The organism is Mycobacterium sp. 4D054, from assembly GCF_052245755.1.
Taxonomy (GTDB): Bacteria; Actinomycetota; Actinomycetes; order Mycobacteriales; family Mycobacteriaceae; genus Mycobacterium.
The window spans coordinates 1-23,613 of record NZ_JBQQCF010000022.1 but is presented as its reverse complement, the minus strand read 5'-3'; the positions used below and the strand labels follow the sequence as shown (position 1 = coordinate 23,613).

Here is a 23,613-nt window from a genome sequence, read left to right as displayed (position 1 = left end):
CATGACGCTCGTCGCCGGAGTCGACTCATCGACGCAATCGTGCAAGGTGGTCGTCTGCGACGCCGCCACAGGCCGGCCGGTGCGCTGGGCGACGACGCCGCACCCCGGCGGCACCGAGGTCGATCCCGAGTTGTGGTGGGGCGCACTGCAAGACGCGATCACCGCTGCGGGCGGACTCGACGACGTGGACGCAGTCTCTGTGGGGGCACAGCAGCACGGCATGATCTGCCTGGACGACGCCGGCCGGGTGGTCCGAGACGCGTTGCTGTGGAATGACACCCGATCCGCGGGCGCTGCGGCGCAACTCATCGACGAGCTGGGTGGTGCCGCGGCATGGGCCGAGCGGGTCGGCGTCGTTCCGGTGGCTGCCATCACCGCGGCCAAGCTGCGGTGGCTGGCCGATCACGAACCGCGCCATGCCGAGGCCACCGCGGCGGTGTGCCTACCCCATGACTGGCTGACGTGGCGGCTGCGCGGCTCATCGGAGATCGCCGACCTGCACACCGACCGCAGCGATGCCAGCGGGACAGGGTACTTCTCGGCTCGGACCGACACATATCACCACGACCTGCTCGAGCTTGCGCTGCGGGGACGGCGGCCGATGGTGCCCCAGGTGTTGGGACCTTCCGCACCGGCGGGCACGTCGCCGCGGGGCTTCACCCTGGGACCGGGAGCAGGCGACAACGCCGCTGCCGCACTGGGTTTGGGGGCGTCTACGGGCGACTGTGTGGTGTCCCTCGGGACATCGGGCGTGGTGAGCGCGGTGGGTTCCGTCGGTGCGCGGGATCCCGAGGGGATAGTCGCCGGCTTCGCCGACGCGACCGGACGCCAGCTGCCGTTGGTGTGCACCCTCAACGGCGCGCCGGTACTGGCCGCGGTCGCGAACATGCTGCGGGTGGAGTTCGACGAGTTCGACCGGCTCGCACTGTCGGCGCCTGCCGGCGCCGAAGGCTTGGTTCTGGTGCCCTACTTCGAGGGCGAACGCTCCCCTAATCTGCCTGACGCCACCGGCGCCCTCCACGGCGTCACGACGCGTAACTTCAGCTCCGCCAACATCGCCCGTGCCGCCGTCGAAGGATTGCTCTGCTCGATTGCCTTCTGCATGGACAAGATCCGTGAACAGGGAGTCGATGCGCAGCGCATCATCCTCGTGGGAGGCGCGGCCCGATCAGAGGCGGTCCGGCAGATCGCACCGGCAGTGCTGGGTGCGGCGGTGGATGTACCGGCGCCTGCCGAGTATGTGGCGCTCGGTGCGGCGCGGCAGGCGGCCTGGGTGCTCTCCAGGCAGGACGCACCACCGCCGTGGTCGAGCGCAGGCCGCGCGCGATACGAGGCCGACCCAACACCACACGTTCGCGATCAATATGAGATGGCAGCGCCGCTGACCTTGCGATAGATCAGCGGATTTCGGTTGGTGGGGCGGGGTTGTCAGAGGCGCGGGGTAGCGTCGGGTTTATGTTCGAAAGTGTGTTCGATATCGATTTCGATGTTGATGAGGGGGCGTCGCAGGCCGAGTTGCGGGCGGTGGTCGAGCGGTGTGAAGCACTGAAATCGGCCGCGGCCGCCGCCCAGGCCCGCGCGACCGCGTTGTGGGCGGCCAAACGCCGCGCCGCCGAGGACGCCGCCGGGATCCGCGCCGATCGGCGCGGTAAAGGGTTGGCCTCCGAGATCGCGCTGGCCCGCCGTGATGCCCCGGTGTGCGGGGGCCGCCATCTCGGGTTCGCCCAGGCCCTGGTCGAGGAGATGCCCTACACGTTGGCCGCGCTGGCGTGCGGGGCGCTCTCGGAATGGCGGGCCACCCTGATCGTGCGGGAATCCGCCTGCCTGTCGGTGCAGCATCGCCGCCAACTCGATGAAGAACTGTGTGCCGATCCGTCGCGGTTGACGGGGTGGGGCAACAAGCGCGTGGAGGCCGAGGCCAAAAAGATCACCGCCCGCCTGGACGCCGCCGCGGTGGTGGCACGGATCAACAGCAGCGCCGCCGATTGTGCGGTGTCCTGCCGGCCCGCCCCCAACACCATGGTCTACGTCACGGTGCGGCTGCCGCTGGCCCAAGGGGTCGGGCTGTACGCGGCGTGCAAACGCGCCGCCGACACCAGCGGTGACGGGCGCCCGCGCGGGCAGGTGATGGCCGAGACGATCTATGAACGCGTCACCGGACATCCCGCTGCCGGGCCGGTGCCGATCGCACTGAATCTGGTGATGGCCGACACCACCCTGGCCGGCGATGACGACGAGCTGGGCTGGCTGGACGGGTACGGCCCGGTCCCGGCCGGGTTCTGCCGGGCCCTGACCGCCGATGCGGTTGCTGATGCCCAACCCAAAGCCACCCTGCGCCGGCTCTACCGCCATCCCGACAGTGGGCAGTTGGTGGCGATGGAATCCAGGGCCCGGATCTTCCCGAAAGGACTGGCGCAGCTGCTCGAGCGCCGCGACCGCACCTGCCGGACCCCGTACTGCAACGCCGTGATCCGCCACCACGACCACGCCATACCCGATCGAGCCGGCGGGCCGACCAGCGCACGCAACGGCCTCGGGATGTGCGAGGCCTGCAATTACGCCAAAGAAGCCCCCGGCTGGCAGGTCAACACCACCGATACCGACGGTGAACACACCGCCGAATTCACCACCCCCACCGCAGCGATCTACCGCACCAGCGCACCCCAACTACCCGGCCCACCGGTCCGCCGCCGCCTCAGCCTCCTCGAAGGCAAACTCACCATCGACCTCATCACCTTCGACGCCGCCTGACATACCAGTCGAGCAACGCGGGGTCATCGACCGCGCTGCGCTCGACGACCTTCGCCGGGTCCCCGCCCTGGAACAGCTTCTTGATCGGGACCTCGAGCTTCTTTCCGGTGCGAGTGTGCGGAATCGCCGGCGCGACGATGATCTCGTCGGGAACGTGACGCGGCGACACCTCGGTGCGAATGATGCCGTTGATGCGTTCACGCAGGGAGTCCGTGAGTTCGACGCCCTCGGCGAGCACGACGAACAGCGGCATCCAGTACCCGCCGTCGGCTTGCTCGGCACCGATCACCAGTGCTTCGGCCACCTGAGGAAGGCTCTCGACGGCCTGGTAGATGTCGGCGCTGCCCATCCGGATGCCATTGCGGTTGAGGGTGGAATCGGAACGGCCGTGCACGATCACGCTGCCGTGCTCGGTGAGGGTGATCCAGTCACCGTGCCGCCACACGCCCGGGAAGGTGTCGAAATAGGCTGCGCGGTAGCGGCTTCCGTCGGGGTCGTTCCAGAACGCGACCGGCATCGACGGCATCGGCTTGGTCACGACGAGCTCTCCGACCTCACCTCGCACCGGGTGTCCCGATTCGTCCCATGCGTCAAGCGCGACACCGAGATACGGGGCCGACAGCTCGCCCGGCCACACCGGCACGGTGCGGACGCCGCCGATGAACGCCGACACCACGTCGGTGCCGCCACTGATCGAGGCGACCTGCGCGTCCACGTGATCGCGCAGCCACAGCGACGACGACGGCGGAAGCGAGGAACCGGTGATCCCCACGCATCGCAGTGCCGAAAGATCGTGCGTGCGACCTGGTTGGACATCGGCCTTGATGCAGCCGAGAACGTAACCGGGGCTGGTGCCGAGCACGGTGGCTCGAACTCGGGCGGCGATGTCCCACAATGAATCTGGTTGCGGCACGTTCGGACTGCCCTCGTAACAGACGATGGTCGCACCCACCAGCAGCCCCGCGACCTGGAAGTTCCACATCATCCAGCTCGGGCTCGTGTACCAGAAGAAGGTGTCGTCGCGCCCGATGTCCGACTGCAGCGCCACGGCTTTGAGATGTTCGAGCACCACCCCGCCGTGGCCGTGCATGATGCCCTTCGGCAGACCGGTGGTGCCGGAGGAGAACAGGATCCACAGCGGATGCTCGAACGGCACACCGACCGGGTCGAGCGCACCGTCGCTGCGTTCGGCGAGATCTGCGGCGGAGAACGTCGCCTCCAATGTCGGGAGACCGGCGGCCACGGCCTGCACGTCGTCGCGCTTGTCGCGGTACTTCCCGCCGAACACGTAGCCGTCTGCCGCGACCAGCACCTTCGGCTCCAGCTGGCCCAGCCGGTCCAACGCGGCCTTGGCGGAGTAGTCCTGACCGCAAGCACTCCACACCGCGCCGACGCTGGCCGTCGCGAGGAACGCGATCACCGCCTCGGGGATATTGGGCAGGTAGCCCACCACACGGTCCCCGGCCCCGACCCCGACGGCCCGCAATCGCTCGGCGAATGCCGTGGTGCGTCCCAGCAGTTCGGCCCACGACACCTCGCGGTCGGGCCCGTCCTCACTGACGTGGATGATTGCCGGCCGATCGGTACGCGCGTTGCGCACGACCTGGTCGACGTAATTCAGCGAGGTGCCCGGAAACCATCTGGCGCCGGGCATCTCCGAGCCTTCGAGCACACCGTGGTGCTCACCGAGGTCGAAGTAGTCCCACAGCGCACCCCAGAATGCCTCGATGTCGTCGACCGACCACTGCCACAGCGCGTGGTAGTCGGCGAAGGTCCGTCCGGTGCGCTGCTCGACGAATCGCGTGAACGCCGTGACCTGCGCCCGGGCGATGTCCTCGTCGGTGGGTTCCCACTGCGCCGCATCGGTCGTCACCGTCACCGCGCGCTCCATCCGCCGTCCATCGTGTACGACGCTCCGGTTACCATGCCCGCCACGGGCGATGCCAGCCATGCGACCAACGCACCAACCTCCTCCGGCTCGACGAGACGCTTCACTGCGCTCTCCTTGAGCAGGATGTCAGATACCACCTGTTCTTCACCGATGTTGTGGGTCCTGGCCTGGTCGGCGATCTGCTTGGTCACCAGTGGGGTGCGCACATAGCCGGGGTTGATGCAGTTGCTCGTGACGCCGTGCGGACCGCCCTCCAGCGCCGTCACCTTCGACAGACCTTCCAGCGCGTGCTTGGCGGTCACGTAGGCGACCTTGAACGGCGATGCACGCAGCCCGTGGATCGACGAGATGTTGATGACACGCCCGAACTCGTTGCGGTACATGTGCGGAAGCGCGGCCCGGATCAAGAGGAACGGCGCCTCGACCATCAACGTCAACATCGCGCGAAATTTGTCGGGAGGGAACTCGGTGATCGGATTGATGTTCTGTATGCCGGCGTTGTTGACCAGGATGTCGACGTCCAACGCCAGGTTCGCCAGCGCGTCGACGTCGAGAAGGTCTAGCGCCCAGGCGGTTCCGCCGATCTCCTCTGCGACGGCCTTGGCGCCGGCGTCGTCGATGTCGGCCACGGTGACCGTGACGCCCTGATCGGCCAGCGCCCGCGCGCATGCGGCGCCGATGCCGCCCGCGCCGCCGGTGACCAGCGCGGTGCGGCCACTGCGCTCACTCATACCAGCCCCGCCTTGGCCAGCTGTTCGCGGTCGGCTTCGTCGAGCGAGTGCAGATCGATGCCATTGGTCTCCCGGGTGAACCACGCCGCGACGAGCGTGATCACCGCGGCGCCGGCCAGGTAGATGGCGATGGGCACCCAGGTGCCGAACCTGTCGAGCAGCCAGGTGGCGATCGCCGGTGCCAGCGAACCGGCGACGATGGATGTCACCTGATAACCAAGGGACACACCCGAATACCGCATCCTGGTCGGGAACATCTCGGCCATGATCGCCGGCTGGGGAGCGTACATCAGGGCGTGGATGATCAGGCCGAGGATGACCGCTCCCATGATCATCAGATAGTCGCCGGTGTTCATCATCGGGAACGCGAAAAAGCCCCACGTGGCCGCCAGAGTCGCGCCAACGATGTACACCGGCCGCCGCCCGTACCGGTCGGCCAGTCGACCCACCTGAGGAACCACGATGAAGTGCACCGCGTGCGCCGCCAGCAGGTACCAGAGGATGTCGCTGGTGTCAGTGCCCACGTGGGTCTTCAGGTAGACGATGGAGAACGTCACCACGAGGTAGTACATGATGTTCTCCGCAAAGCGCAGTCCCATCGCGGTGAAAACGCCGCGGGGGTAACGCTTGAGCACCTCGACCACGCCGTAGGACACGGACTTGACCCGCTCGACCTCTTCCTGCGCGGCGACGAAGATGGGCGCGTCGGTGACCTTGGTCCGGATGTAGTACCCGATCAGCACCACCACCGCCGACAGCCAGAACGCCACACGCCAGCCCCAGGACAGGAACGCCTCCTCGGACAGCACCCCGGTCAGCACCAGCAACACGACGGTCGCCAGCATGTTGCCGACCGGCACGGCCGCCTGCGGCCAACTGGACCAGAACGCGCGTTCCTTGTTCGGGCTGTGTTCGGCGACGAGCAGGACCGCTCCACCCCATTCTCCGCCGACCGCGAAGCCCTGCAGGAATCGCAGAACGACCAGCAGGATCGGCGCCCACACCCCGATCTGAGCGTAGGTGGGCAGACAGCCCATCAGGAAAGTCACGGCGCCGACGAGCAGGATCGCGAACTGCAACAGCTTCTTGCGGCCGTACTTGTCGCCGAAGTGCCCGAACACGATGCCGCCCAGCGGTCGCGCGACGAATCCGACGGCGTAGGTCAACAGCGCGGCGATGAGCCCGGCCGCCTCGCTCGTGCCCTCGGCGAAGAACACCTTGTTGAACACCAGCGTCGCCGCGGTGGCGTACAGGAAGAACTCGTACCACTCGACGACCGTGCCGGCCATGGAGGCGACGACCACCCGTTTGAGCCCCGTCGTGATCGAACCCGTCTGGTCCGGCGTCCCGTTTTGTTGCGTGCTCATCGCACACCCCTCCCTTGTGATGGCCACCACAGACGACAGTGAGTATTCATGCAGCTACCCCGCCCAGCAATGGCCAAAACCGCACCATGCATCTGCGAAAATGCAGAGATGCCGTCGCCCGCCCGTCGCCCCAGTGCCGACGACCTGCTGGTCCTGCTGGCGGTCGGCCGGACCGGCCGGTATACGACGGCGGCCGACGAACTCGGACTCAACCACACCACGATCAGCCGCCGGATCGCCGCTCTGGAGCGTGCCATGGGCGGGCGGGTGCTGGCGCGGGTCGGCGGCGGCTGGGAGCTCACCGACCTGGGCCGGGAAGCACTCGCTGCGGCTGAGGCCGTCGAGAACGCGGTGCGGTCGCTGGCCACAGACGCGACCGGACGGCGGGCACTGGAAGGGGTGGTGCGGATCTCGGCCACCGACGGGTTCTCTGCCTACATCGCGGCGCCGGCCGCCGCCACGGTGCAGCGCAGCCACCCGAAAGTCGCCGTCGAGATCGTGGCCACCACCCGCCGCGCGACCCAGCAACGGTCGGGAATGGACATCGAGGTGGTGGTCGGCGAGCCCAAGGTCCACCGAGCCGAGGCACTGCGGCTCGGCGACTACTGCCTGGGCCTGTACGGCTCTCGCGACTACCTGACCGAGCACGGCGGGCCGACCGACGTGGACCACCTGCAGCACTTCCCACTCATCTATTTCATCGATTCGATGCTGCAGGTCGACGACCTGGACCTCGCGACGAGCTTCGCCCCGTCGACCATGAGGGAGTCGGTCACGTCGACCAACGTGTTCGTGCACGTCGAGGCCACCCGGGCGTCAGCCGGTCTGGGTCTACTGCCGTGCTTCATGGCCGACCGGCACCCCGACCTGGTGCGCGTGCTGCCCGACCACGTGTCGATCAGGCTCGCCTATTGGCTGGTCACCAGGGCCGAGACACTGCGTCGTCCCGAAGTCGCCGCGGTCGTCGACGCGATCCGGGACCGGGTGCGTGAGCAACACGATGTGCTGCTCGGCCGGGGCTGACGTCGACCGGGGAGTTATCCACAAGTGTTATCCCCAGTGTGGATGAATCACATGCGTGTGATTCATCCACGCGGCGCAGCGGTCGGCCTAGAGCCAGGTGTCGTCGGTGGTGGCGGTCAGGAACGCTTCAAGGTCGTTGCGCCAGTCGGCCGGGGTGTTCTTCTCGGGCTCGATACCGGTGTACTGCCCCTGGTAGAAGAGCAGCGGCCGCGGCTTCTTGGTCGGGATGTCCGACAGTGAGTGCACGGCGCCGAACACCACGAAGTGGTCACCGCCGTCGTGCACCGAGTGCACTGTGCAGTCGATGTGGGCAAGGTTGCCGGTGATGACCGGCGAGCCGAGCTCGGACGGCGTCCAGTCCATGCCGGCGAACTTGTCCGGCTCCCGGGACCCGAAACGGGCCGACACGTGCTGCTGGTCCTCGTGCAGGACGTTGACGCAGAACCGGCCGCTGGCCTCGATCGCCGCCCACGAACGCGAGAGTTTGGTCGGGCAGAACAGCACCAGCGGCGGATCCAGCGACAGCGCCGCGAACGACTGGCAGGCGAAACCAACGGGCTGGTCCTCGTGCACCGTCGTGATCACCGTGATACCCGTGCAGAACTGCCCGAGCACATTACGGAAGGTGCGGGGGTCGATCGCAGGCTCGGACACCGGTGCTTGATCTCCCGCATCAGCGCTCGACACTAGTCCTTGAAACCCACGCTGAAGTCGTGGCCCCACAGCGAGACGGCGGTGCTCTCCCGAGCGACCCAGTTGCTGTCGTCGACTTCGAGCCCTTCACAACCGAATTCGATGTCGAACCCGCCGGGGGTCTTCATGTAGAAGGACAGCATCTTGTCGTTGACGTGACGCCCCAGGGTGGCCGACATCTTCACCTTGCGCCGCAGGGCGCGGTCCAGGCACAGGCCGACGTCGTCGGAGTTCTCCACCTCGACCATCAGATGCACGATGCCACTGGGCGTTTCACCCGGCATGAACGCCAGGCTGTGGTGACGTGGATTCACCCCGAGGAAGCGCAGCCACGCAGGCGCTCCGTCTGCGGGCCGGCCCACCAGTTGCGGCGGGAGTTTCATCGAGTCGCGCAAGTAGAAGCCCAACACGTCGCGGTAGAAGCGCAGCGTCTCGGCGTCGTCCCGGGTGGTCAGCACGACATGGCCGAGTCCCTGCTCTTCGGTGACGAATTTGTGGCCGTACGGGCTGACCACCCGACGGTGCTCCAGCGCGACCCCGTGGAACACCTCCAGGGTGTTGCCCGACGGGTCGTCGAAGGTGATCATCTCGTCGACTCGCCGCTCGGCCAGCTCGGCGGCCGTGGCCTCCTTGTACGGAGTGCCCTCGATCTCCAGCCTCTTCCGGATGTCCTGCAGCTGCGCGGCGTTCGCCGTTTCCCAGCCGGAGACCAGCAGCCGGTCGTGCTCACCGGGCACGATCACCAGACGCGCCGGAAACTCGTCCATGCGCAGGTACAGGGCACCCTCGGTGCTCCCGGAACCCTCCACCATGCCGAGCACCTTGAGGCCGTACTCGCGCCAAGCAGCGACATCGGTGGACTCAATGCGCAGGTAGCCCAGGGAACGGATGCTCATGACTTTGCCTCCTTGGCTCCGCCGTTGAGAAAGTCGATGGTCAGCTTGTTGAACTCGTCGAACTTCTCCAGTTGCGCCCAGTGGCCGCACTGGCCGAACACGTGCAGTTGCACCCGCGGAATCTGCTTGAGCGCCACCAGAGCGCCGTCGAGCGGGTTGACCCGGTCCTCGCGACCCCAGATCAGCAGCACCCGTTGACGCAGCTTGTACACGTCGCGCCACATCATGCCCAACTCGAAATCAGCCCCGGCGAACGACTTTCCCATCGCCTTGGTCGCGGCCAGCGATTCCGGCGTGCTCGCGATCCGGAACCGCTCCTCGACCAGTTCGGGGGTGATCAGGCTCTGGTCCCAGACCATGATGCGCAGGAACTTCTCGATGTTCTCCCGCGTCGGTTCGGCGGCGAACTTGCCGAGCAGCTTCACGCCTTCGGTCGGGTCCGGCGCGAACAGGTTGACACTCAGGCCCCCGGGACCCATCAGCACCAGCCGGCCGGCCCGCTTGGGGTTGTCCAGCGCGAACCGCACAGCGGTGCCACCGCCGAGCGAATTACCCACCAGCGCAGCACGTTCGATACCGAGATGGTCGAACAGGTTCAGCAGCGCGGTCGCGCTGTAACGGTTGTACTGCTCGTGCTCGGTGTGCTTGTCGGAGTGCCCGTAGCCGGGCTGGTCGACGGCCAGCACGTGGAAGTGCTGGGCGAGCACCGGGATGTTCTTCGAGAAGTTCGACCAGCTCGACGCACCCGGACCCCCGCCGTGCAGCAGCACGACCGTGCCTGCCGTCTCGCGGTGCACGGCGCCGGCCTCGTGGTAATGCAAGCGCATGTCCTCACGGACCTGTGCGTAGCGCGAGGTCGACTCGAACGTGATCTCCTGCTGCTGAGCAGCTTCCGCGGCGAAGGACGTCATCACACCATCGTGTCCTGCGGCGGCAGGCCGAACGCGTCGTTGCCGAAGATCAGGTACGCGCGCTCGGGCTCGTTGGCCGCGTGCACCCGGCCGGCGTGGGCGTCACGCCAGAACCGCTGCACGGGCTGATCGAGCTGCAGCGCGGTGGCACCGGAGGCCTCGAACAGCAGGTCGATCGACGCGATCGCACGTGCGGTGGCACGGACCTGGTCGCGCCGGGCCGCCGCACGCAACGAGAACGGGATCTCCTCGCCGGCCTGGAGTAGCCGATACTCGTCGCGGACGTTGCCGATCAGCTGACGCCAGCCGGCGTCGATGTCGCTGGCGGCCTCGGCGATGCGGATCTTCGCGAACGGATCGTCCTTGGACTTCTCCCCGGCGAACGCCGCGCGGACACGCTTGCCCTGGTGCTCGACGTGGGCTTCGTAGGCACCGTAGGCCATTCCCATGATCGGGGCGCTGATAGTGGTGGGATGCATTGTGCCCCAAGGCATCTTATATACCGGCGCCGTGTTCGTCCGGTAGCCGCCCGCGGTGCCGTCGTTCATCGCCTTGTACGACAGGAACCGGTGGCGCGGGACGAAGACGTCCTTGACCACCACGGTGTTGCTACCGGTGGCCTTCAGGCCGACAACGTTCCAGACGTCGTCGATGCGGTAGTCGGTGCGCGGGATCAGGAAGCTGCCGAAGTCGACCGGCTTGCCGTCCTTGATCACCGGTCCGCCGAGAAATGCCCAGGCGGCATGGTCACAACCCGATGACCACTGCCAGGCCCCGCTGACCAGGTAGCCGCCGTCGACGACGGTGCCCGCACCCATCGGCGCGTACGACGACGACACACGCACCGTCGGATCACTGCCCCACACGTCTTCCTGGGCCTGCTGGTCGAACAACGCCAGATGCCAGTTGTGCACGCCGATGATCGACGACACCCAGCCGGTGGATCCGCACGCGCTCGCGATACGTCGGACGGCCTCGTAGAAGATCGTGGGATCGCACTGCAGGCCGCCCCACTGCTTGGGCTGGAGCAGCTTGAAAAAACCGACCTCATCGAGCTCGGTCACGGTCTCGTCGGGCAGTCGGCGCAACTCTTCAGCGGCTTGGGAACGCTTGGCGATCCGCGGCAGCAGGTCGTCGATACCGGCGAGAACCGACTGCGCGTCGCGCTGTTCAATGGACGTCACTGGTGTGCCTCCCGAGGCGTGCGAAGTAACCTACAAGAGATTAGAACACGTTACGATTTGTGTCGAGTAGCGGTGTCCTGCAGCGGCTGGACCTGCGCACATGCATTTCTGTAACCTGTTCTAGTTATGACCGATCGCGGCGCGAAGAGAGGGCTCATCTTGTGACGGACGTAGCCGCCGACGAACCGCTGGGCGCGCATGTGCTCGAGCTGGAGATCGCCGACGTCATCGACGAGACGCCGGACGCGCGCTCGCTGGTGTTCAAATCCCCCGCCGACGCTCCCGTTGCGCCGGAGAAACTCCGGTATTCGCCGGGGCAGTTCCTCACCCTGCGGGTGCCCAGTGACCGCACCGGGTCGGTGGCCCGCTGCTACTCGCTGTGCAGCTCCCCGTTCACCGGCGACCCGTTGACCGTCACGGTCAAACGCACCGCCAACGGGTACGCGTCGAACTGGTTGTGCGACAACGCCCATGCCGGAATGAAGATCCATGTGCTGGCCCCGTCGGGCACTTTCGTGCCGAAGAATTTGGACACCGACTTTCTGCTCCTCGCGGCCGGTAGCGGCATCACCCCGATGCTGGCGATCCTGAAATCGGCCCTGTCCGAGGGCAGCGGCAAGGTCACGCTGGTCTATGCCAATCGCGACGAGCAGTCCGTGATCTTCGCCGAGGCACTGCGTGATCTGGCGGGCAAGTACCCGGACCGGCTGACCGCGATCCACTGGCTGGAGTCGGTCCAGGGTCTTCCGAGCGTGTCCGCCCTGGCTGAGCTGTTCGCCCCCTACACCTCCCGCGAGGCGTTCATCTGCGGCCCCGGTCCATTCATGGCCGCCGCCGAGGAGGCCCTGACGACGGCGGGCCTGCCCGCCGAGCGCATCCACATCGAGGTGTTCAAGTCGCTGGAATCCGACCCGTTCGCGGCGGTGAAACTCGAACCCGACGACAGCGACGAGGGGCCCGCGACGGCGGTCGTGACGCTGGACGGACAAACCCACGAGGTGTCCTGGCCGCGCCGGGCAAAACTGCTCGACGTGCTGCTGGACAAGGGCCTCGACGCGCCGTTCTCCTGCCGCGAAGGGCACTGCGGCGCCTGCGCGGTGGTGAAGAAGTCCGGCGACACCGAGATGGAGGTCAATGACGTCCTGGAACAGCAGGACCTCGACGAGGGCCTGATCCTGGCCTGCCAGGCGCATCCGCGCTCGGATTCGGTCGAAGTCACCTATGACGAGTAGCAGGGGGATTACCTTCATCACGATGAACCGGCTCGCAGCGGCAAGTGCGGTCGCGCTGGCGGCGTTGGCTTTCGCCCACCCTCCGACGGCGACGGCCGCGTCCAACACCTCGATGTCCTCGATTCACGTCGACCCGGCCACACAGATCGAAATGCACGTCACCGCGAACTGCGAGGCGGCGCAGAACAGGTGCTTCTACCGGACCACGGCGAATCTGCTCACCCCCAACGGGCCGACCGGTTTCCCCGGTGACGCCTGGGCGCGTCAGACCATCACACTGCGCAGCGACTCGCAGAACGTCTGGCAGGAAGCCTGGTACAGCGCGCCGGCGGGCACCCCGCGTGAACTCAAGGGGGCCAACCACGAGAACGTACTGTCACGCATGCTGAAATCGCTGCGCGATGTCGAGGTGTCGGTGACCTACTTCGGCGGCGGGCCGATCGAGCGCTTCACCACCGACGGTGACTCGGTGCCGACCGAGTGGACCACCGGGCAGCCGGCCAAGGGCTCGCAGTTCATCGTGTGCTCGCAGATCCAGGTGGTCTACGGCGGGGTGAACCTCACGACGCCCAGCGCATGCGCGCAGACGACGTTCGAGTAACACGGGTCAGCGGGGCAGGCCGAGCAGCCTCTCTCCCGCCATGGTCAGCAGGATCTGCTCAGTGCCGCCGGCGATCGTCAGGCAGCGGGTGTTGAGGAAGTCGTGCACCTGCGGGTTGACCACCGCGCCGGCGCCCTCAGACAGATCCATCCGGAACTCGGCCAGCGTCTGGCGGTACCGCACGCCGATGAGCTTGCGCGCGCTGGCCTGTGCGCCCGGGTCCTGACCCTCGACCGCGAGCTGAGCGATCCGCTGGTCCAGCAGCGAGCCGACCTGCGCAGTGACGATCAGCTGACCGAGCTGGTCCTGTTGCGCCCCATCGACTTCGAGCTCGGCCACCACGCGCAGCAGTTCCTCCATCGGGTTGCCCAGGGCGGTGCCCTGCGCCATCGCGACGCGCTCGTTGGCCAGCGTCGTGCGGGCCAGCCGCCATCCGTCGTTGACTTGACCGACCACCATCTCGTCGGGAACGAACACGTCGTCGAAGAACACCTCGTTGAACAGCTCGTCGCCGGTGATCTCGCGCAGCGGGCGGATCACGATGCCCGGGCTCTTCATGTCGACGAGGAAGTACGTGATGCCCTTGTGCTTCGGTGCGTCGGCGTCCGTCCTTGCCAGGCACACACCCCAATGCGCCTTCTGCGCCGCCGAGGTCCACACCTTCTGCCCGGTGAGCTTCCAACCTCCTTCGGCGCGAACGGCTTTGGTGCGCAGTGCCGCCAGGTCCGAACCGGCGCCGGGCTCGCTGAACAGCTGGCACCAGGCCAGCTCGCCGCGCAGGGTCGGCGGAACGAACTGCTCGACCTGTTCCGGGCTGCCGTGCTCCAAGATGGTCGGCACCGCCCACCAGCCGATCACCAGATCGGGACGCGTCACCCCTGCCGCGGCCAGCTCCTGGTCGATCAGCAACTGCTCGGCGGGTCCGGCGGCGCGGCCGTGGGGACGCGGCCAGTGCGGCGCCAGCAGCCCGGTCTCGGCGAACGCGACCTGACGCTCGTTCTCCGGCGCGGCGGCGATTTCGGCCACCGCGGAGGCGATTTCGGGACGCAGATCTGCGACCGACTCCAAGTCGATGTGCAGTTCCCGGCGCACACCCTGCTGCGTCAGGGCCGCCACCCGCCGCAGCCAGCGCGACCGTCCGCCCAGGAACTGCGCGATGCCGTAGGCCCGCCGCAGGTACAAATGCGCATCGTGTTCCCATGTGATGCCGATGCCGCCGAGCACCTGGATGCAGTCCTTGGCGTTGGCCTTGGCGGCGTCGATCGCGACCGACGCCGCCAGCGCCGCAGCGATTGACAGCTGATCGGCGTCCGGTTCGCCGGCCGCGCGGGCGGCGTCGGCGGCGGCGACGGAGACCTGCTCGGACCGCAACAGCATCTCGGCGCACATGTGCTTGATCGCCTGGAAACTCCCGATCGGCTTGCCGAACTGCTCCCGCACCTTCGCGTATTCGGTGGCGGTGTTCAGCAGCCAACGAGCCAGACCGGCCGCCTCGGCGGCCAGCAGCGTCGCGACCAGGTCGACGACCCGCTGCGCGGGCACTTCCAGTGCCTCGGCCGCCGCACCGTCGAGGACGACGCGGGCCAGCGGACGGGAGAAGTCGGTGGCGTCGAGCGATTCGACCGTCACCCCCTCGGAGGTGCCGTCGACCAGCAGCCAGGTGTCACCGGCGGGTAGCAGCAGCACTCCCGCCGGCTCCGCGCCGAGCACATACGGCGCGGTGCCCGACACCAGGCCGTCGGCGAAGTCCAGGTCGGCGGTCAGCGTGAGGCCCGCCGTGCGCTCACCGCCGGCCAGCGCCTCCAGCAGGCCGGCGTGCGAACCCGAGAGCACCAACGTGGCCAGCGCGGTGGTGACCACCGGTCCCGGCACCAGCGCCGCGGCCGCCTCGTCGAGCATCGCGGCCAGATCCGACACCGTGCCGTCGGCCCCGCCGTGTTCCTCGGGGAGTGCGACGCCGAAGATCCCTAGTTCGGCCAGACCGCCGTATGGTGAACGCCACGCGTCGCTGTTGCCCTGCTCTACATCACGCGCGGCCTCGATGGCGCGTGACGCTGCGGCCCAGGTCCGGACCAGTTCCCGTGCGGCGGACTGGTCGTCGGTGGTGGGAGCGGACGTTGAAGCCGACACGGTGTCTCCTAGCGATTGGGCGAGAAGACGATGCTTCTCACTAGAACGTGTTCTAATAGTGACAGCGTTCGACCGTCAAGTCGACCGCCTTCGCTGCAGGGCCCACGCGCGCGCCTGTGGCACGGAGAAGAGAAACGGGACCGGGATGCGTATCGTTCTCACCGGGGACGCATCACGAAGGAGCCATTCGCCGCATGTCGGGGACGTCGGAGTTCACAGCTGACAAAGCGCAGACGTCTGCGCGCGTCACGTCGGGCGCAGGCTCTGAGTCCCGACCCCGCCAGGTGACGAACGTCGCGGTGCTCGCCGAATCCGAACTCGGCTCCGAAGCGCAGCGTGAACGGCGTAAGCGCATCCTGGACGCCACCCTGGCGATCGCGTCGAAGGGCGGCTACGAAGCCGTCCAGATGCGCGCGGTAGCCGAACGCGCCGACGTCGCGGTGGGCACGTTGTACCGCTACTTCCCGTCGAAGGTGCATCTGCTGGTATCGGCGCTGGGCCGCGAGTTCGAGCGCATCGATGCCAAGACCGACCGGTCGGCGTTTCCCACCGGAGCCTCCGCCTATCAGCGGCTCAACATCATGGTCGGCAAGCTCAACCGCGCCATGCAGCGCAACCCGCTGCTGACCGAGGCCATGACGCGCGCATTCGTGTTCGCCGACGCGTCCGCTGCCGGCGAGGTCGACCACGTCGGCAAGCTGATGGACTCGATGTTCGCCCGGGCGATGAGCGACGGTGAGCCCACCGAGGACCAGTACCACATCGCCCGGGTGATATCCGACGTGTGGCTGTCCAATCTGCTGGCCTGGCTGACCCGGCGCGCGTCGGCCACCGACGTCGCCAAGCGGTTGGACCTGGCTGTGCGGTTACTCATCGGCGACGGTGAGCAGCCTAAGATCTGAGGGGTGGACCTCCCGCCCGAGCTTGTTCGCGCACTCTCCTCTGTGGCGGACACCCCGCGTCTCCTGGTCACCTCGGATTTCGACGGCACGCTCGCGCCGATCGTGAACAACCCGGCCGACGCGCGGCCGCTGCCGCCGGCCGCCGAGGCCCTCGTCGCACTGTCCGAATTGCCCTCGACGGCAACGGCGTTGATCTCGGGACGGGACCTCGACACGCTGCGCGCGTTGTCGTCGATGCCCGCGTCGGTGCATCTGGTGGGCAGCCACGGCGCGCAGTTCGCCTCCGGCTTCGCCCACGACATTGACCGCGAGCTCCTGAACGCCATCACCGACAGACTGCGTGAGATCGCCTCGGGCAGAACAGGTGTGCACGTCGAGACCAAACCGGCCAGTGTCGCTCTGCACGTCCGCAACGCGGCCCCCGCCGACGCCGACGCCGCCCTGGCGCAAGCATGGGAGTCAGCGCCGCAGTGGAACGCGCACGTGACCACGGGCAAGGCGGTGCTCGAGTTCGCCGTCATCTCGACCGACAAGGGAGAGGCGATCGACATCCTGCGCGCCGAACACGACGCGACGGCCGTGGTGTTCCTCGGTGACGACGTGACCGACGAGAAGGCGTTCACCCGGCTGCGGGATGCCGACGTCGGTGTCAAGGTGGGCCCGGGTGACACCGCCGCCCGCTACCGGGTGGACTCCCCCGATGACGTCACCCTCGTGCTGCAGCACCTCGTGAACCAGCGGCGGTCACACCCGCGCCTCACCTGAGCGGGGGTGATCAGGCGGGCGGCCCCGACGTGCGCCCGCGCACGACCTGCGTTTCGAGCACCTCGATGACCGGCAATCCCGACCGCGGCGGCTCGTGCAGCAGTTCGCCTGCCCGCCTTCCTTTTTCGATGCTCGGCTGCAGCACGGTGGTCAGGCCCCGGCGTCGCGCCTCGGGCACGCCGTCGAACCCCGTCACCGTCATCTGCCCCGGCACATAGACGCCCCGCGCGCGCAGATGGTCTATCGCGGACAACGCCAGCACGTCGGCGGTGCACATCAGCGCGGTGATCCGCGGGTTGGCGGCGAGCGCGACGTCCGCAGCCGATCCACCGGAGGTGGGCAGGTGCTCGTAACTCTCCACGACGGTCAACGATTCCGGATCCAGGCCCGCCGCCGACATCGCGTCACATAATCCGCGGATGCGCTCACCCTGAACGTGGAAGTGCGGGCTGCGCAGTCGTTCCGGGTCGGCCAGCACCGGGCCGGGTCCGCCCCGGGGCCAGTCGCGACCGAGCCGCATGGTCAGCAAGCCGATCTCGCGGTGCCCGAGCTCGATGACGTGTTCGGCGAGCCGCCGCATCGCGGCACGGTCGTCGATGCCCACGTGCGAGGCCCCGGGCACGTCCCGCGGCTGGTCGACCACCACGACCGGTAGATGGCGCTCGAGCACCGCGGGCAGATACGGGTCGTCGTCGGATGCGGAGTACACCGCGAACCCGTCCACGCCGGCGGCAAGCACCGCGGCCGAGCCCTCGGCCACACTGCGGTTGGGGCCCACCGCGACCAGCAGCAGGCCCTGGCCCACCGCCTCGCACGACTCAGCCAGCCCGGCGACGAAGTCGAGCGCGGCGGGGTCGCTGAAGGAATAGTTGAGCGGTTCGGTGATCACCAGACCCACCGCGCCTGCCTTGCGGGTGCGCAGCGAGCGTGCCACCGGGTCGGGTCCCGGATAGCCCAGCCGTTTGGCGGTGGAAAGCACACGCTCGCGCAACTCGGCCGAGAGCTGGTCGGGTCTGTTGTACGCATTGGAGACGGTGGTGCGCGACACCTTGAGTTCGGCGGCCAGCGAGGCCAGGGTCGCGCGCCGTCGGGGCGTCGGACTCCTGGTCATGCTCCCCGACGTTAGTGGATGGCGCCCGTCGCCGACCTACGACTCGGTCGCGGCGCCCGGCAACCGGCCCACACCGCCAGCCACACCGCGCACGCGATCGACACGATCACGAAGCTGGGCGGCAGGTTGAACATCGCCGAGAACGTCAGGCCGACCCACACCGAGACCAGGCCGATCACCGCCGACGCCGCCATCGCGGCGACCGGGCGCGCCGTGAGCATCAGCGCCGTCGCGGCCGGGGTCACCACCAACGCGAACAGCAGCAGCGTGCCCACCGCCTGCACTGCCATCGTCACCGTCAGTCCGAGCAGCACCATGAACGCGATAGACAAGGCGCGCACCGGAATGCCCTTGGCTTCAGCGACTTTGCCGTTGACCGAGCTGAACAGCAGCGGCCGGAAGATGAACGAGATACCCAGGGCGGTCAGCACCAGGAGCGTGAGGAATGACAGCAGCTGTTCGGTGCTGATCGCCAGCAGGTTGCCGAACAGCACGTTGGTCAGCGTGGAGGAATTGCGGGTGGCCAGCGAGTTGAAGAACAACCCCAGACCGGTGGCGAACGCCAGCACGGTGCCGGTGGCGACCTCCCGTTCGGCGGCTCGTTTCCCCAGCGCGCCGATCATCAGCGCACCGCCGACGCAGAACACCCCCAGCCCCACCGCAGCGGGCAGGCCGATGAGCACGGCACCCGTGGCGCCCGGCAGACCGATGTGGGCCAGTGCGTGCGCGGCGAACGCGATGTGACGCACCACGATGAAGTACCCCATCAAGCCGGCCGCGAGAGCGACGATGGTGCCGCCCAGCCACGCGTTGCGCATGAAGGACGAACCCAGGATGTGCAGCCAGTTGTCCTGATACCCCAGCGCTACGACGGTGTGGGTCACTGCCCGCTCCGCATGTAGAGCTCACCCTGCAGGGTGTGGGCGACCTGGATGCTGGTCCCGTACATGTGGGTGAGCAGTGCGGAATCGACGACGCGGTCCAGCGGCGCGTGGTGGGCGTGCCCGTCGAGCAGGTAGATCGCGCTGTCGAGGACCGTCAGCAGCGGGTTGAGGTCGTGTGCCACCACCAAGACGGTCACGCCGAGCTCGCGCTTGAGCCGGCCCAGCACCGCGACGATCTCGTGCTGGTTGCGCAGGTCGAGGGAGGCCAGCGGCTCATCGAGGATCAGCATCCGCGGCCGGGCCACCAATGCACCGGCCAGCGCGATCCGCTGCCGCTGCCCACCGGACAGGTCCGAGAGGCGGCGATCGGCGATCTCGAGGCCGTCGACCCAGCCCAGCGCCTCGTCGACGCGCGCGCGATCGGCGGCGCCGGTGCGCCCGAAACCCCACCGCCGGCCGGTAAGGCCGAGCAGCACCGCATCGCGGGCACGGATCGCCTCGTTGGCATTGGCATCGTAATTCTGTGGGACGTAACCGATCTCGTCGTTGACCGCACCCGGGCGACGGCCGTACACCCGGACTTCGCCCGATGAGGGGGCGAGCAAACCGAGGATCACCTGCAGCAGCGTGGTCTTGCCCGACCCGTTGGGCCCGATGACGGCCACGAACCGGCCCGCATCGACGCGGAACGTCGACTCGCTCCACACCGTGCGCCCACCCCGTTCGACGCTGACGTCGTCGAAGGTCAGCGCCGGGACGGCGGCCGGCTCAGGTTCCGACACCGAGCGCCCCGGCCAGAGAATTCAGTTGCGCCACCTGCCAATCCTGAAACGAATCGGCGTCGTCGGGAAGTGTTTCGGTGACCTCGACCACGGCGATCCCGGCGCCCTCGGCCGCAGAGCGGATCTGTTCGGGTACCGATCCCTCGGTCTGGACGTTGTAGATCAGCACGTCGGCGCCCCGGTCGGCGAGCAACTGCAGGAATGCGTCGAGATCAGCCGGCGACGGCTCGCTCTCGTTGGCGGCTGCGGCCCGGTAGCCGCGCGGGGTTCGGTCGACCAGCCCCAGCGCGGTCGCCATGTCGTCGAACACGCTCTCGGTGGTCACGTAGGTCTTTCCGGCGGCGCCGGCCCTGATTGCGGCGATCGCGTCGCGGTACGGAGTCATCGACGCATCGAATTCGGCCCGGCGCTCGGCGAAGTAGTCCGTCGCCGCCGACGACAGCGTCGTCAGCTCGGCGGTCACTGCGTCGGCGACCTCGGTCACCGCGTCGGGGTTGTACCAGACGTGCGGGTTGCCCTCGTGATCGTGATCGTGCCCGTGGTCGTGGCCCGCCTCCTCACCGTGCCCGCCACTGAGCTCGACCGCATTGACGACCGGCGCATCGGCGGCCGAGGTCGCGGCGAGTTTGGTCGCCCACTCGTCGTAGTGGCCGCCGTTGACGACCACCAGTTGCGCGCCCTCGAACGCGACCGCATCCGACGGGGCCGGTTCGTAGTCGTGCGGGTCGACCGACGAGCCGGCCAGCACCGTGGTCACCGAAGCGCACGCGCCGCCGAGCTGGGAGACGATGTCGCCCCATTGGTCGACGCTGACGACGACGTTCACCGGTTCGGTCGGGCACTCCGGGCCCTGCGCCTCAGGCGACGACGTGTCCCCACCGCCGCACGCGGACAGGGCGAAGGGAAGACAGGCGACGAGGGACGCGGCGAGCGCACGCATATTCCGGGACGTACCAAACACATCGCAACGATAACCGTTTTCAATAACGAGTGCACATCGTCGTGGCGACCGTCACGCGGACACTAGGCTCGACGTCATGGCACCGGTCTCCGTCGACCTCAACGCCGACCTCGGTGAGGGCTTCGGGGTCTGGACCCTCGGTGACGACGACGCGATGCTCGAGATCGTCACATCGGCCAACGTGGCGTGCGGATTCCATGCCGGCGACCCCGCCACGCTGCTCAAGGTGTGCCGCGCCGCCGCGGCCCGTGGGGTGAGGATCGGCGCCCAGGTCAGCTACCGCGACCTGGCCGGTTTCGGCAGGCGCTTCATCGACGTCAGTACCGAGGACCTGGTCGCCGACGTGATGTACCAGATCGGGGCGCTGTCGGCGCTGGCCGCCGCCGCCGGCTCCACCGTGTCCTACGTCAAACCGCACGGGGCGCTGTACAACTCGATCGTCACCCACCGCGCGCAGGCACAGGCCGTCGCGCAAGCCGTGCATGCCGTCGACCCGGCGCTGCCGGTGCTCGGCCTGGCCGGCTCGGTGTTCTTCACCGCCGCCGACGAACTCGGGCTGCGCACCGTGCCCGAGGCGTTCGCCGACCGGGCCTACCGGCCCGACGGACAGCTGGTCTCGCGCCGCGAGCGCAATGCGGTGCTGCACGACCTCGACGAGATCGCCGACCGGGTGATCTCCATGGTCACCGCCGGACGGGTGACCGCGGTCGACGGTTCGACGATCCCGATCACCGTCGAGTCGGTGTGCGTCCACGGCGACTCGCCCGGCGCGGTGCGCATCGCCACGGCGGTGCGTGAACGGCTGACAGGCGACGGTGTGACACTGGCCCCGTTCACCTGAGGGCCCCGGGAATATCCCCCACCCCGCCGGGTTTGTGTCTGGCGGACTCCGACGTAACCTCGTCGGGTTCGGCACACGTCAATCAGCCGTCGGAGGTGATGAGGATCGTCGCGTTCGACCCTCCGGCGACTCCCCCACAGCGGTGGGCCTACCCGCTGCTGCTCGTGCTCAGCGGGGTGGCGCTCGGGGTGTCCGGGCTGCCGGCGCCGCTGTACGGCATTTACGAGACCCACTGGCACCTCTCGCCGCTGGCCACCACGGTCGTGTTCGCGGTGTACGCCGTCGCCGCGCTGGCGGCGGTACTGGTCTCGGGTCGGATCTCCGACGTGGTGGGCCGCAAACCGGTACTCGTCGCCGCGCTGCTCGCGCTGATGGTGGGGCTCGGGGTGTTCCTGGTCGCCGACAGCATGGGGATGCTGCTGCTGGCCCGCACCATCCACGGCGCGGCGGTGGGTTCCATCGTCGTCGCCGGCGCTGCGGCGCTGCTGGACCTGCGGCCCGACCACGGTGTGCGCGCCGGGCAGCTCAGCGGCGTCAGCTTCAACATCGGCATGACCGTGGCGATCCTCGGGTCCGCGCTGCTCGCGCAATACGCCCCTCATCCACTGAGAACGCCGTACGCGGTGGTCGCGGTGATCTGCCTGGCCGTCGGCGTCGGCCTGCTGGCCCTGCGCGAGACCCACACCACCCGCACCCGCGGCCCCATCCGGATCGCCAAACCCGCGGTACCGCAGCAGATCCGGGGCGACTTCTGGTTCTCCGCACTCGGCGCGATGGCTTCCTGGTCGGTGCTCGGGGTGCTGCTGTCGCTGTACCCGTCGCTTGCCGCGCGCCAGACCCACATCGACAACCTGGTGTTCGGCGGCGCCGTCGTCGGCACCACGGCCTTCGCCGCCGCACTGGCGCAGTTGGCCGCCACCCGCATCCCGGCCAGGTACGCCGCGATCACCGGTGACACCGGCATGGCCGCTGCGCTGCTGCTCACGATCCCGGTGCTGCTGACCCATCAGTGGCAGCTGGTGTTCGTCGCGGCGGCGCTGCTCGGCGCGACCTTCGGACTCGGCTTCGGCGGCTCGTTGCGGCACCTGTCGGACGTCGTCCCCGCTGACCGGCGTGGCGAGACGATGTCGGCGTTCTATCTGCTGGCCTATACCGCGATGGCGGTGCCCACCCTGATCGCGGGCTGGGCCGCCACACGCTGGGATCTGGCCGCGGTGTTCCCGTGGTTCGCAGGCACAGTGGCCGCGGCCTGCCTGGGTGCCGCGATCGCCGGGCTGCGCAGCATCAGGGCGGCCCGCACCGCTTAGGGTGGCGTCATGCGCCTGAAGGCCGGGCGGCCTGACCTGCAGGCCTACTCCGCGTATTTCGATCTGCCGGCAGCGGCACCGTCGGCCTCGGTGACCGTGACGTGGGCTGGGGTGACCACCCTGCTCATCGACGACGGCCGGTCGGCGGTGCTGACCGACGGCTTCTTCTCCCGGCCGGGACTGCTCACCGTCGCCACCCGGCCGCTGCGCCCGTCGCGCCGCCGCATCGACGACGCGCTGTCACGGCTCGGCGTGCGTCGCCTGGAGGCTGTCACCCCGGTGCACACCCACTACGACCATGCGATGGATTCCGCACTCGTCGCCGAACTGACCGGTGCCCGGTTGATCGGCGGGACATCGGCGGCGCACCTCGGCCGCGGGCACGGACTGGACCGGGTCGAGGTCGTCACCCCCGGTGAGACCGTCACCGCGGGCAACTTTGAGCTCACCCTCATCCAGGGCAACCACTGCCCGCCGGACCGGTTCCCCGGCAGCATCACCGCACCGGTGAAGCCGCCGGCCCGCGCGTCGGCCTACCGGTGCGGCGAAGCGTGGTCAGCCGTCGTGCACCATCGCCCCAGCGGTCTCGGACTGCTGGTCGTCGGCAGCGCGGGATTCCTGCCGGGCGCGCTTGCCGGCCGTCGCGCCGA

Annotated in this window: 22 protein-coding genes; 10 read left to right on the top strand and 12 right to left on the bottom strand. The window is 68.3% G+C overall.

Annotated elements, in window-relative coordinates:
- The first annotated feature begins 1 nt into the window (after position 1).
- Together ACTWP6_RS16915 and ACTWP6_RS16910 are read left to right on the top strand one after the other, a co-directional pair.
- Positions 2-1,396 carry a xylulokinase gene (locus ACTWP6_RS16915; protein ID WP_443188306.1) on the top strand — a complete coding sequence of 465 codons (1,395 nt, stop codon included), beginning with the start codon at positions 2-4 and terminating at the stop codon, positions 1,394-1,396.
- A gap of 59 nt (positions 1,397-1,455) precedes the next feature.
- The gene (locus ACTWP6_RS16910; RefSeq protein ID WP_443188305.1) at positions 1,456-2,751 is read left to right on the top strand and encodes an HNH endonuclease; all 1,296 of its coding nucleotides are present in this window, start codon (positions 1,456-1,458) and stop codon (positions 2,749-2,751) included.
- Here the strand turns inward: ACTWP6_RS16910 and ACTWP6_RS16905 are convergent.
- Genes ACTWP6_RS16905 through ACTWP6_RS16895 form a run of 3 tightly spaced genes read right to left on the bottom strand, consistent with a single transcriptional unit; the run spans position 2,732 to position 6,740 of the window.
- Positions 2,732-4,642 (bottom strand): acetoacetate--CoA ligase, encoded by a 1,911-nt coding sequence (locus ACTWP6_RS16905; protein WP_443188304.1) that lies wholly within the window; start codon positions 4,640-4,642, stop codon positions 2,732-2,734. The genes ACTWP6_RS16910 and ACTWP6_RS16905 overlap by 20 nt on opposite strands.
- Entirely contained in the window at positions 4,627-5,373 is a 747-nt protein-coding gene (locus ACTWP6_RS16900; protein ID WP_260755553.1) for a 3-hydroxybutyrate dehydrogenase, read from the bottom strand. Before ACTWP6_RS16900 ends, ACTWP6_RS16905 begins: the two co-directional genes overlap by 16 nt.
- Positions 5,370-6,740, bottom strand: coding sequence for an MFS transporter (locus ACTWP6_RS16895; protein WP_443188303.1), 1,371 nt, complete (start codon positions 6,738-6,740; stop codon positions 5,370-5,372). Before ACTWP6_RS16895 ends, ACTWP6_RS16900 begins: the two co-directional genes overlap by 4 nt.
- A gap of 69 nt (positions 6,741-6,809) precedes the next feature.
- Here ACTWP6_RS16895 and ACTWP6_RS16890 point away from each other — a divergent pair, with 69 nt between their 5' ends.
- Positions 6,810-7,763: a LysR family transcriptional regulator gene (locus tag ACTWP6_RS16890; protein WP_443188302.1), complete on the top strand. Its 954-nt coding sequence runs from the start codon at positions 6,810-6,812 to the stop codon at positions 7,761-7,763.
- Positions 7,764-7,850: 87 nt separating this feature from the next.
- Here ACTWP6_RS16890 and hsaB read toward each other — a convergent pair whose 3' ends face one another.
- From hsaB to hsaA, 4 genes are read right to left on the bottom strand one after another with little or no spacing between them, the layout of a single operon-like run.
- A complete protein-coding gene (gene hsaB / locus ACTWP6_RS16885) occupies positions 7,851-8,417 on the bottom strand; it encodes a 3-hydroxy-9,10-secoandrosta-1,3,5(10)-triene-9,17-dione monooxygenase reductase subunit (protein ID WP_260755554.1) in 567 nt (188 codons plus the stop codon).
- 32 nt (positions 8,418-8,449) lie between these two features.
- Positions 8,450-9,352, bottom strand: a complete 903-nt coding sequence (gene hsaC, locus ACTWP6_RS16880; protein WP_443188301.1) for an iron-dependent extradiol dioxygenase HsaC — start codon at positions 9,350-9,352, stop codon at positions 8,450-8,452.
- Positions 9,349-10,263 (bottom strand): 4,5:9,10-diseco-3-hydroxy-5,9,17-trioxoandrosta-1(10),2-diene-4-oate hydrolase, encoded by a 915-nt coding sequence (hsaD, locus tag ACTWP6_RS16875; RefSeq protein ID WP_260755556.1) that lies wholly within the window; start codon positions 10,261-10,263, stop codon positions 9,349-9,351. The genes hsaC and hsaD overlap by 4 nt, the downstream gene beginning before the upstream one ends.
- The gene (hsaA, locus tag ACTWP6_RS16870; protein WP_443188300.1) at positions 10,263-11,447 is read right to left on the bottom strand and encodes a 3-hydroxy-9,10-secoandrosta-1,3,5(10)-triene-9,17-dione monooxygenase oxygenase subunit; all 1,185 of its coding nucleotides are present in this window, start codon (positions 11,445-11,447) and stop codon (positions 10,263-10,265) included. Before hsaA ends, hsaD begins: the two co-directional genes overlap by 1 nt.
- A gap of 161 nt (positions 11,448-11,608) precedes the next feature.
- On the opposite strand from hsaA, the gene ACTWP6_RS16865 reads away from it, so the two are divergent.
- Positions 11,609-12,679 carry a ferredoxin--NADP reductase gene (locus ACTWP6_RS16865; protein WP_260755558.1) on the top strand — a complete coding sequence of 357 codons (1,071 nt, stop codon included), beginning with the start codon at positions 11,609-11,611 and terminating at the stop codon, positions 12,677-12,679.
- A gap of 22 nt (positions 12,680-12,701) precedes the next feature.
- The gene (locus tag ACTWP6_RS16860; RefSeq protein WP_443188299.1) at positions 12,702-13,280 is read left to right on the top strand and encodes a hypothetical protein; all 579 of its coding nucleotides are present in this window, start codon (positions 12,702-12,704) and stop codon (positions 13,278-13,280) included.
- Positions 13,281-13,286: 6 nt separating this feature from the next.
- Here ACTWP6_RS16860 and ACTWP6_RS16855 read toward each other — a convergent pair whose 3' ends face one another.
- Entirely contained in the window at positions 13,287-15,410 is a 2,124-nt protein-coding gene (locus ACTWP6_RS16855) for an acyl-CoA dehydrogenase family protein (protein WP_443188298.1), read from the bottom strand.
- Between the two features lie 194 nt (positions 15,411-15,604).
- Between ACTWP6_RS16855 and kstR the strand changes: the two genes are divergently transcribed.
- Both kstR and otsB read left to right on the top strand, forming a co-directional pair.
- Positions 15,605-16,312: a cholesterol catabolism transcriptional regulator KstR gene (kstR, locus tag ACTWP6_RS16850; protein WP_260755561.1), complete on the top strand. Its 708-nt coding sequence runs from the start codon at positions 15,605-15,607 to the stop codon at positions 16,310-16,312.
- Positions 16,313-16,315: 3 nt separating this feature from the next.
- Positions 16,316-17,077, top strand: a complete 762-nt coding sequence (otsB, locus tag ACTWP6_RS16845; protein WP_260755562.1) for a trehalose-phosphatase — start codon at positions 16,316-16,318, stop codon at positions 17,075-17,077.
- A gap of 10 nt (positions 17,078-17,087) precedes the next feature.
- Here the strand turns inward: otsB and ACTWP6_RS16840 are convergent, their stop codons facing one another.
- The 4 genes from ACTWP6_RS16840 to ACTWP6_RS16825 are packed head-to-tail and all read right to left on the bottom strand — an operon-like array spanning position 17,088 to position 20,794.
- On the bottom strand, positions 17,088-18,188 hold the full coding sequence (locus tag ACTWP6_RS16840; RefSeq protein ID WP_443188297.1) for a LacI family DNA-binding transcriptional regulator: 1,101 nt from the start codon (positions 18,186-18,188) through the stop codon (positions 17,088-17,090).
- A gap of 11 nt (positions 18,189-18,199) precedes the next feature.
- Positions 18,200-19,072 (bottom strand): metal ABC transporter permease, encoded by an 873-nt coding sequence (locus tag ACTWP6_RS16835; protein ID WP_443188296.1) that lies wholly within the window; start codon positions 19,070-19,072, stop codon positions 18,200-18,202.
- Positions 19,069-19,854 (bottom strand): metal ABC transporter ATP-binding protein, encoded by a 786-nt coding sequence (locus ACTWP6_RS16830; protein WP_260755565.1) that lies wholly within the window; start codon positions 19,852-19,854, stop codon positions 19,069-19,071. Before ACTWP6_RS16830 ends, ACTWP6_RS16835 begins: the two co-directional genes overlap by 4 nt.
- Complete coding sequence (locus ACTWP6_RS16825; RefSeq protein ID WP_260755566.1) at positions 19,841-20,794, bottom strand: metal ABC transporter solute-binding protein, Zn/Mn family; 954 nt, start codon at positions 20,792-20,794, stop codon at positions 19,841-19,843. Before ACTWP6_RS16825 ends, ACTWP6_RS16830 begins: the two co-directional genes overlap by 14 nt.
- 97 nt (positions 20,795-20,891) lie before the next feature.
- Between ACTWP6_RS16825 and ACTWP6_RS16820 the strand changes: the two genes are divergently transcribed.
- From ACTWP6_RS16820 to ACTWP6_RS16810, 3 genes are all read left to right on the top strand, one after another.
- Positions 20,892-21,656, top strand: a complete 765-nt coding sequence (locus tag ACTWP6_RS16820; protein ID WP_260755567.1) for a LamB/YcsF family protein — start codon at positions 20,892-20,894, stop codon at positions 21,654-21,656.
- Between the two features lie 98 nt (positions 21,657-21,754).
- On the top strand, positions 21,755-22,963 hold the full coding sequence (locus tag ACTWP6_RS16815) for an MFS transporter (protein ID WP_260755568.1): 1,209 nt from the start codon (positions 21,755-21,757) through the stop codon (positions 22,961-22,963).
- A gap of 9 nt (positions 22,964-22,972) precedes the next feature.
- Positions 22,973-23,613 (top strand): MBL fold metallo-hydrolase (locus tag ACTWP6_RS16810; RefSeq protein WP_443188295.1); only part of this gene is annotated, 641 nt, incomplete at its 3' end.

Excerpts from the sequence above, each read along its gene's own strand:
- ACTWP6_RS16905 (WP_443188304.1), bottom strand. The coding sequence starts at position 4,642 with ATGGAGCGCGCGGTGACGGTGACGACCGATGCGGCGCAGTGGGAACCC.
- hsaC (WP_443188301.1), bottom strand. The coding sequence starts at position 9,352 with ATGAGCATCCGTTCCCTGGGCTACCTGCGCATTGAGTCCACCGATGTC.
- ACTWP6_RS16900 (WP_260755553.1), bottom strand. The coding sequence starts at position 5,373 with ATGAGTGAGCGCAGTGGCCGCACCGCGCTGGTCACCGGCGGCGCGGGC.
- kstR (WP_260755561.1), top strand. The coding sequence starts at position 15,605 with ATGTCGGGGACGTCGGAGTTCACAGCTGACAAAGCGCAGACGTCTGCG.
- ACTWP6_RS16815 (WP_260755568.1), top strand. The coding sequence starts at position 21,755 with ATGAGGATCGTCGCGTTCGACCCTCCGGCGACTCCCCCACAGCGGTGG.
- ACTWP6_RS16825 (WP_260755566.1), bottom strand. The coding sequence starts at position 20,794 with ATGCGTGCGCTCGCCGCGTCCCTCGTCGCCTGTCTTCCCTTCGCCCTG.
- hsaD (WP_260755556.1), bottom strand. The coding sequence starts at position 10,263 with ATGACGTCCTTCGCCGCGGAAGCTGCTCAGCAGCAGGAGATCACGTTC.
- ACTWP6_RS16895 (WP_443188303.1), bottom strand. The coding sequence starts at position 6,740 with ATGAGCACGCAACAAAACGGGACGCCGGACCAGACGGGTTCGATCACG.
- ACTWP6_RS16910 (WP_443188305.1), top strand. The coding sequence starts at position 1,456 with ATGTTCGAAAGTGTGTTCGATATCGATTTCGATGTTGATGAGGGGGCG.
- ACTWP6_RS16820 (WP_260755567.1), top strand. The coding sequence starts at position 20,892 with ATGGCACCGGTCTCCGTCGACCTCAACGCCGACCTCGGTGAGGGCTTC.
- ACTWP6_RS16860 (WP_443188299.1), top strand. The coding sequence starts at position 12,702 with ATGAACCGGCTCGCAGCGGCAAGTGCGGTCGCGCTGGCGGCGTTGGCT.
- ACTWP6_RS16915 (WP_443188306.1), top strand. The coding sequence starts at position 2 with ATGACGCTCGTCGCCGGAGTCGACTCATCGACGCAATCGTGCAAGGTG.
- ACTWP6_RS16840 (WP_443188297.1), bottom strand. The coding sequence starts at position 18,188 with ATGACCAGGAGTCCGACGCCCCGACGGCGCGCGACCCTGGCCTCGCTG.
- ACTWP6_RS16890 (WP_443188302.1), top strand. The coding sequence starts at position 6,810 with ATGGCCAAAACCGCACCATGCATCTGCGAAAATGCAGAGATGCCGTCG.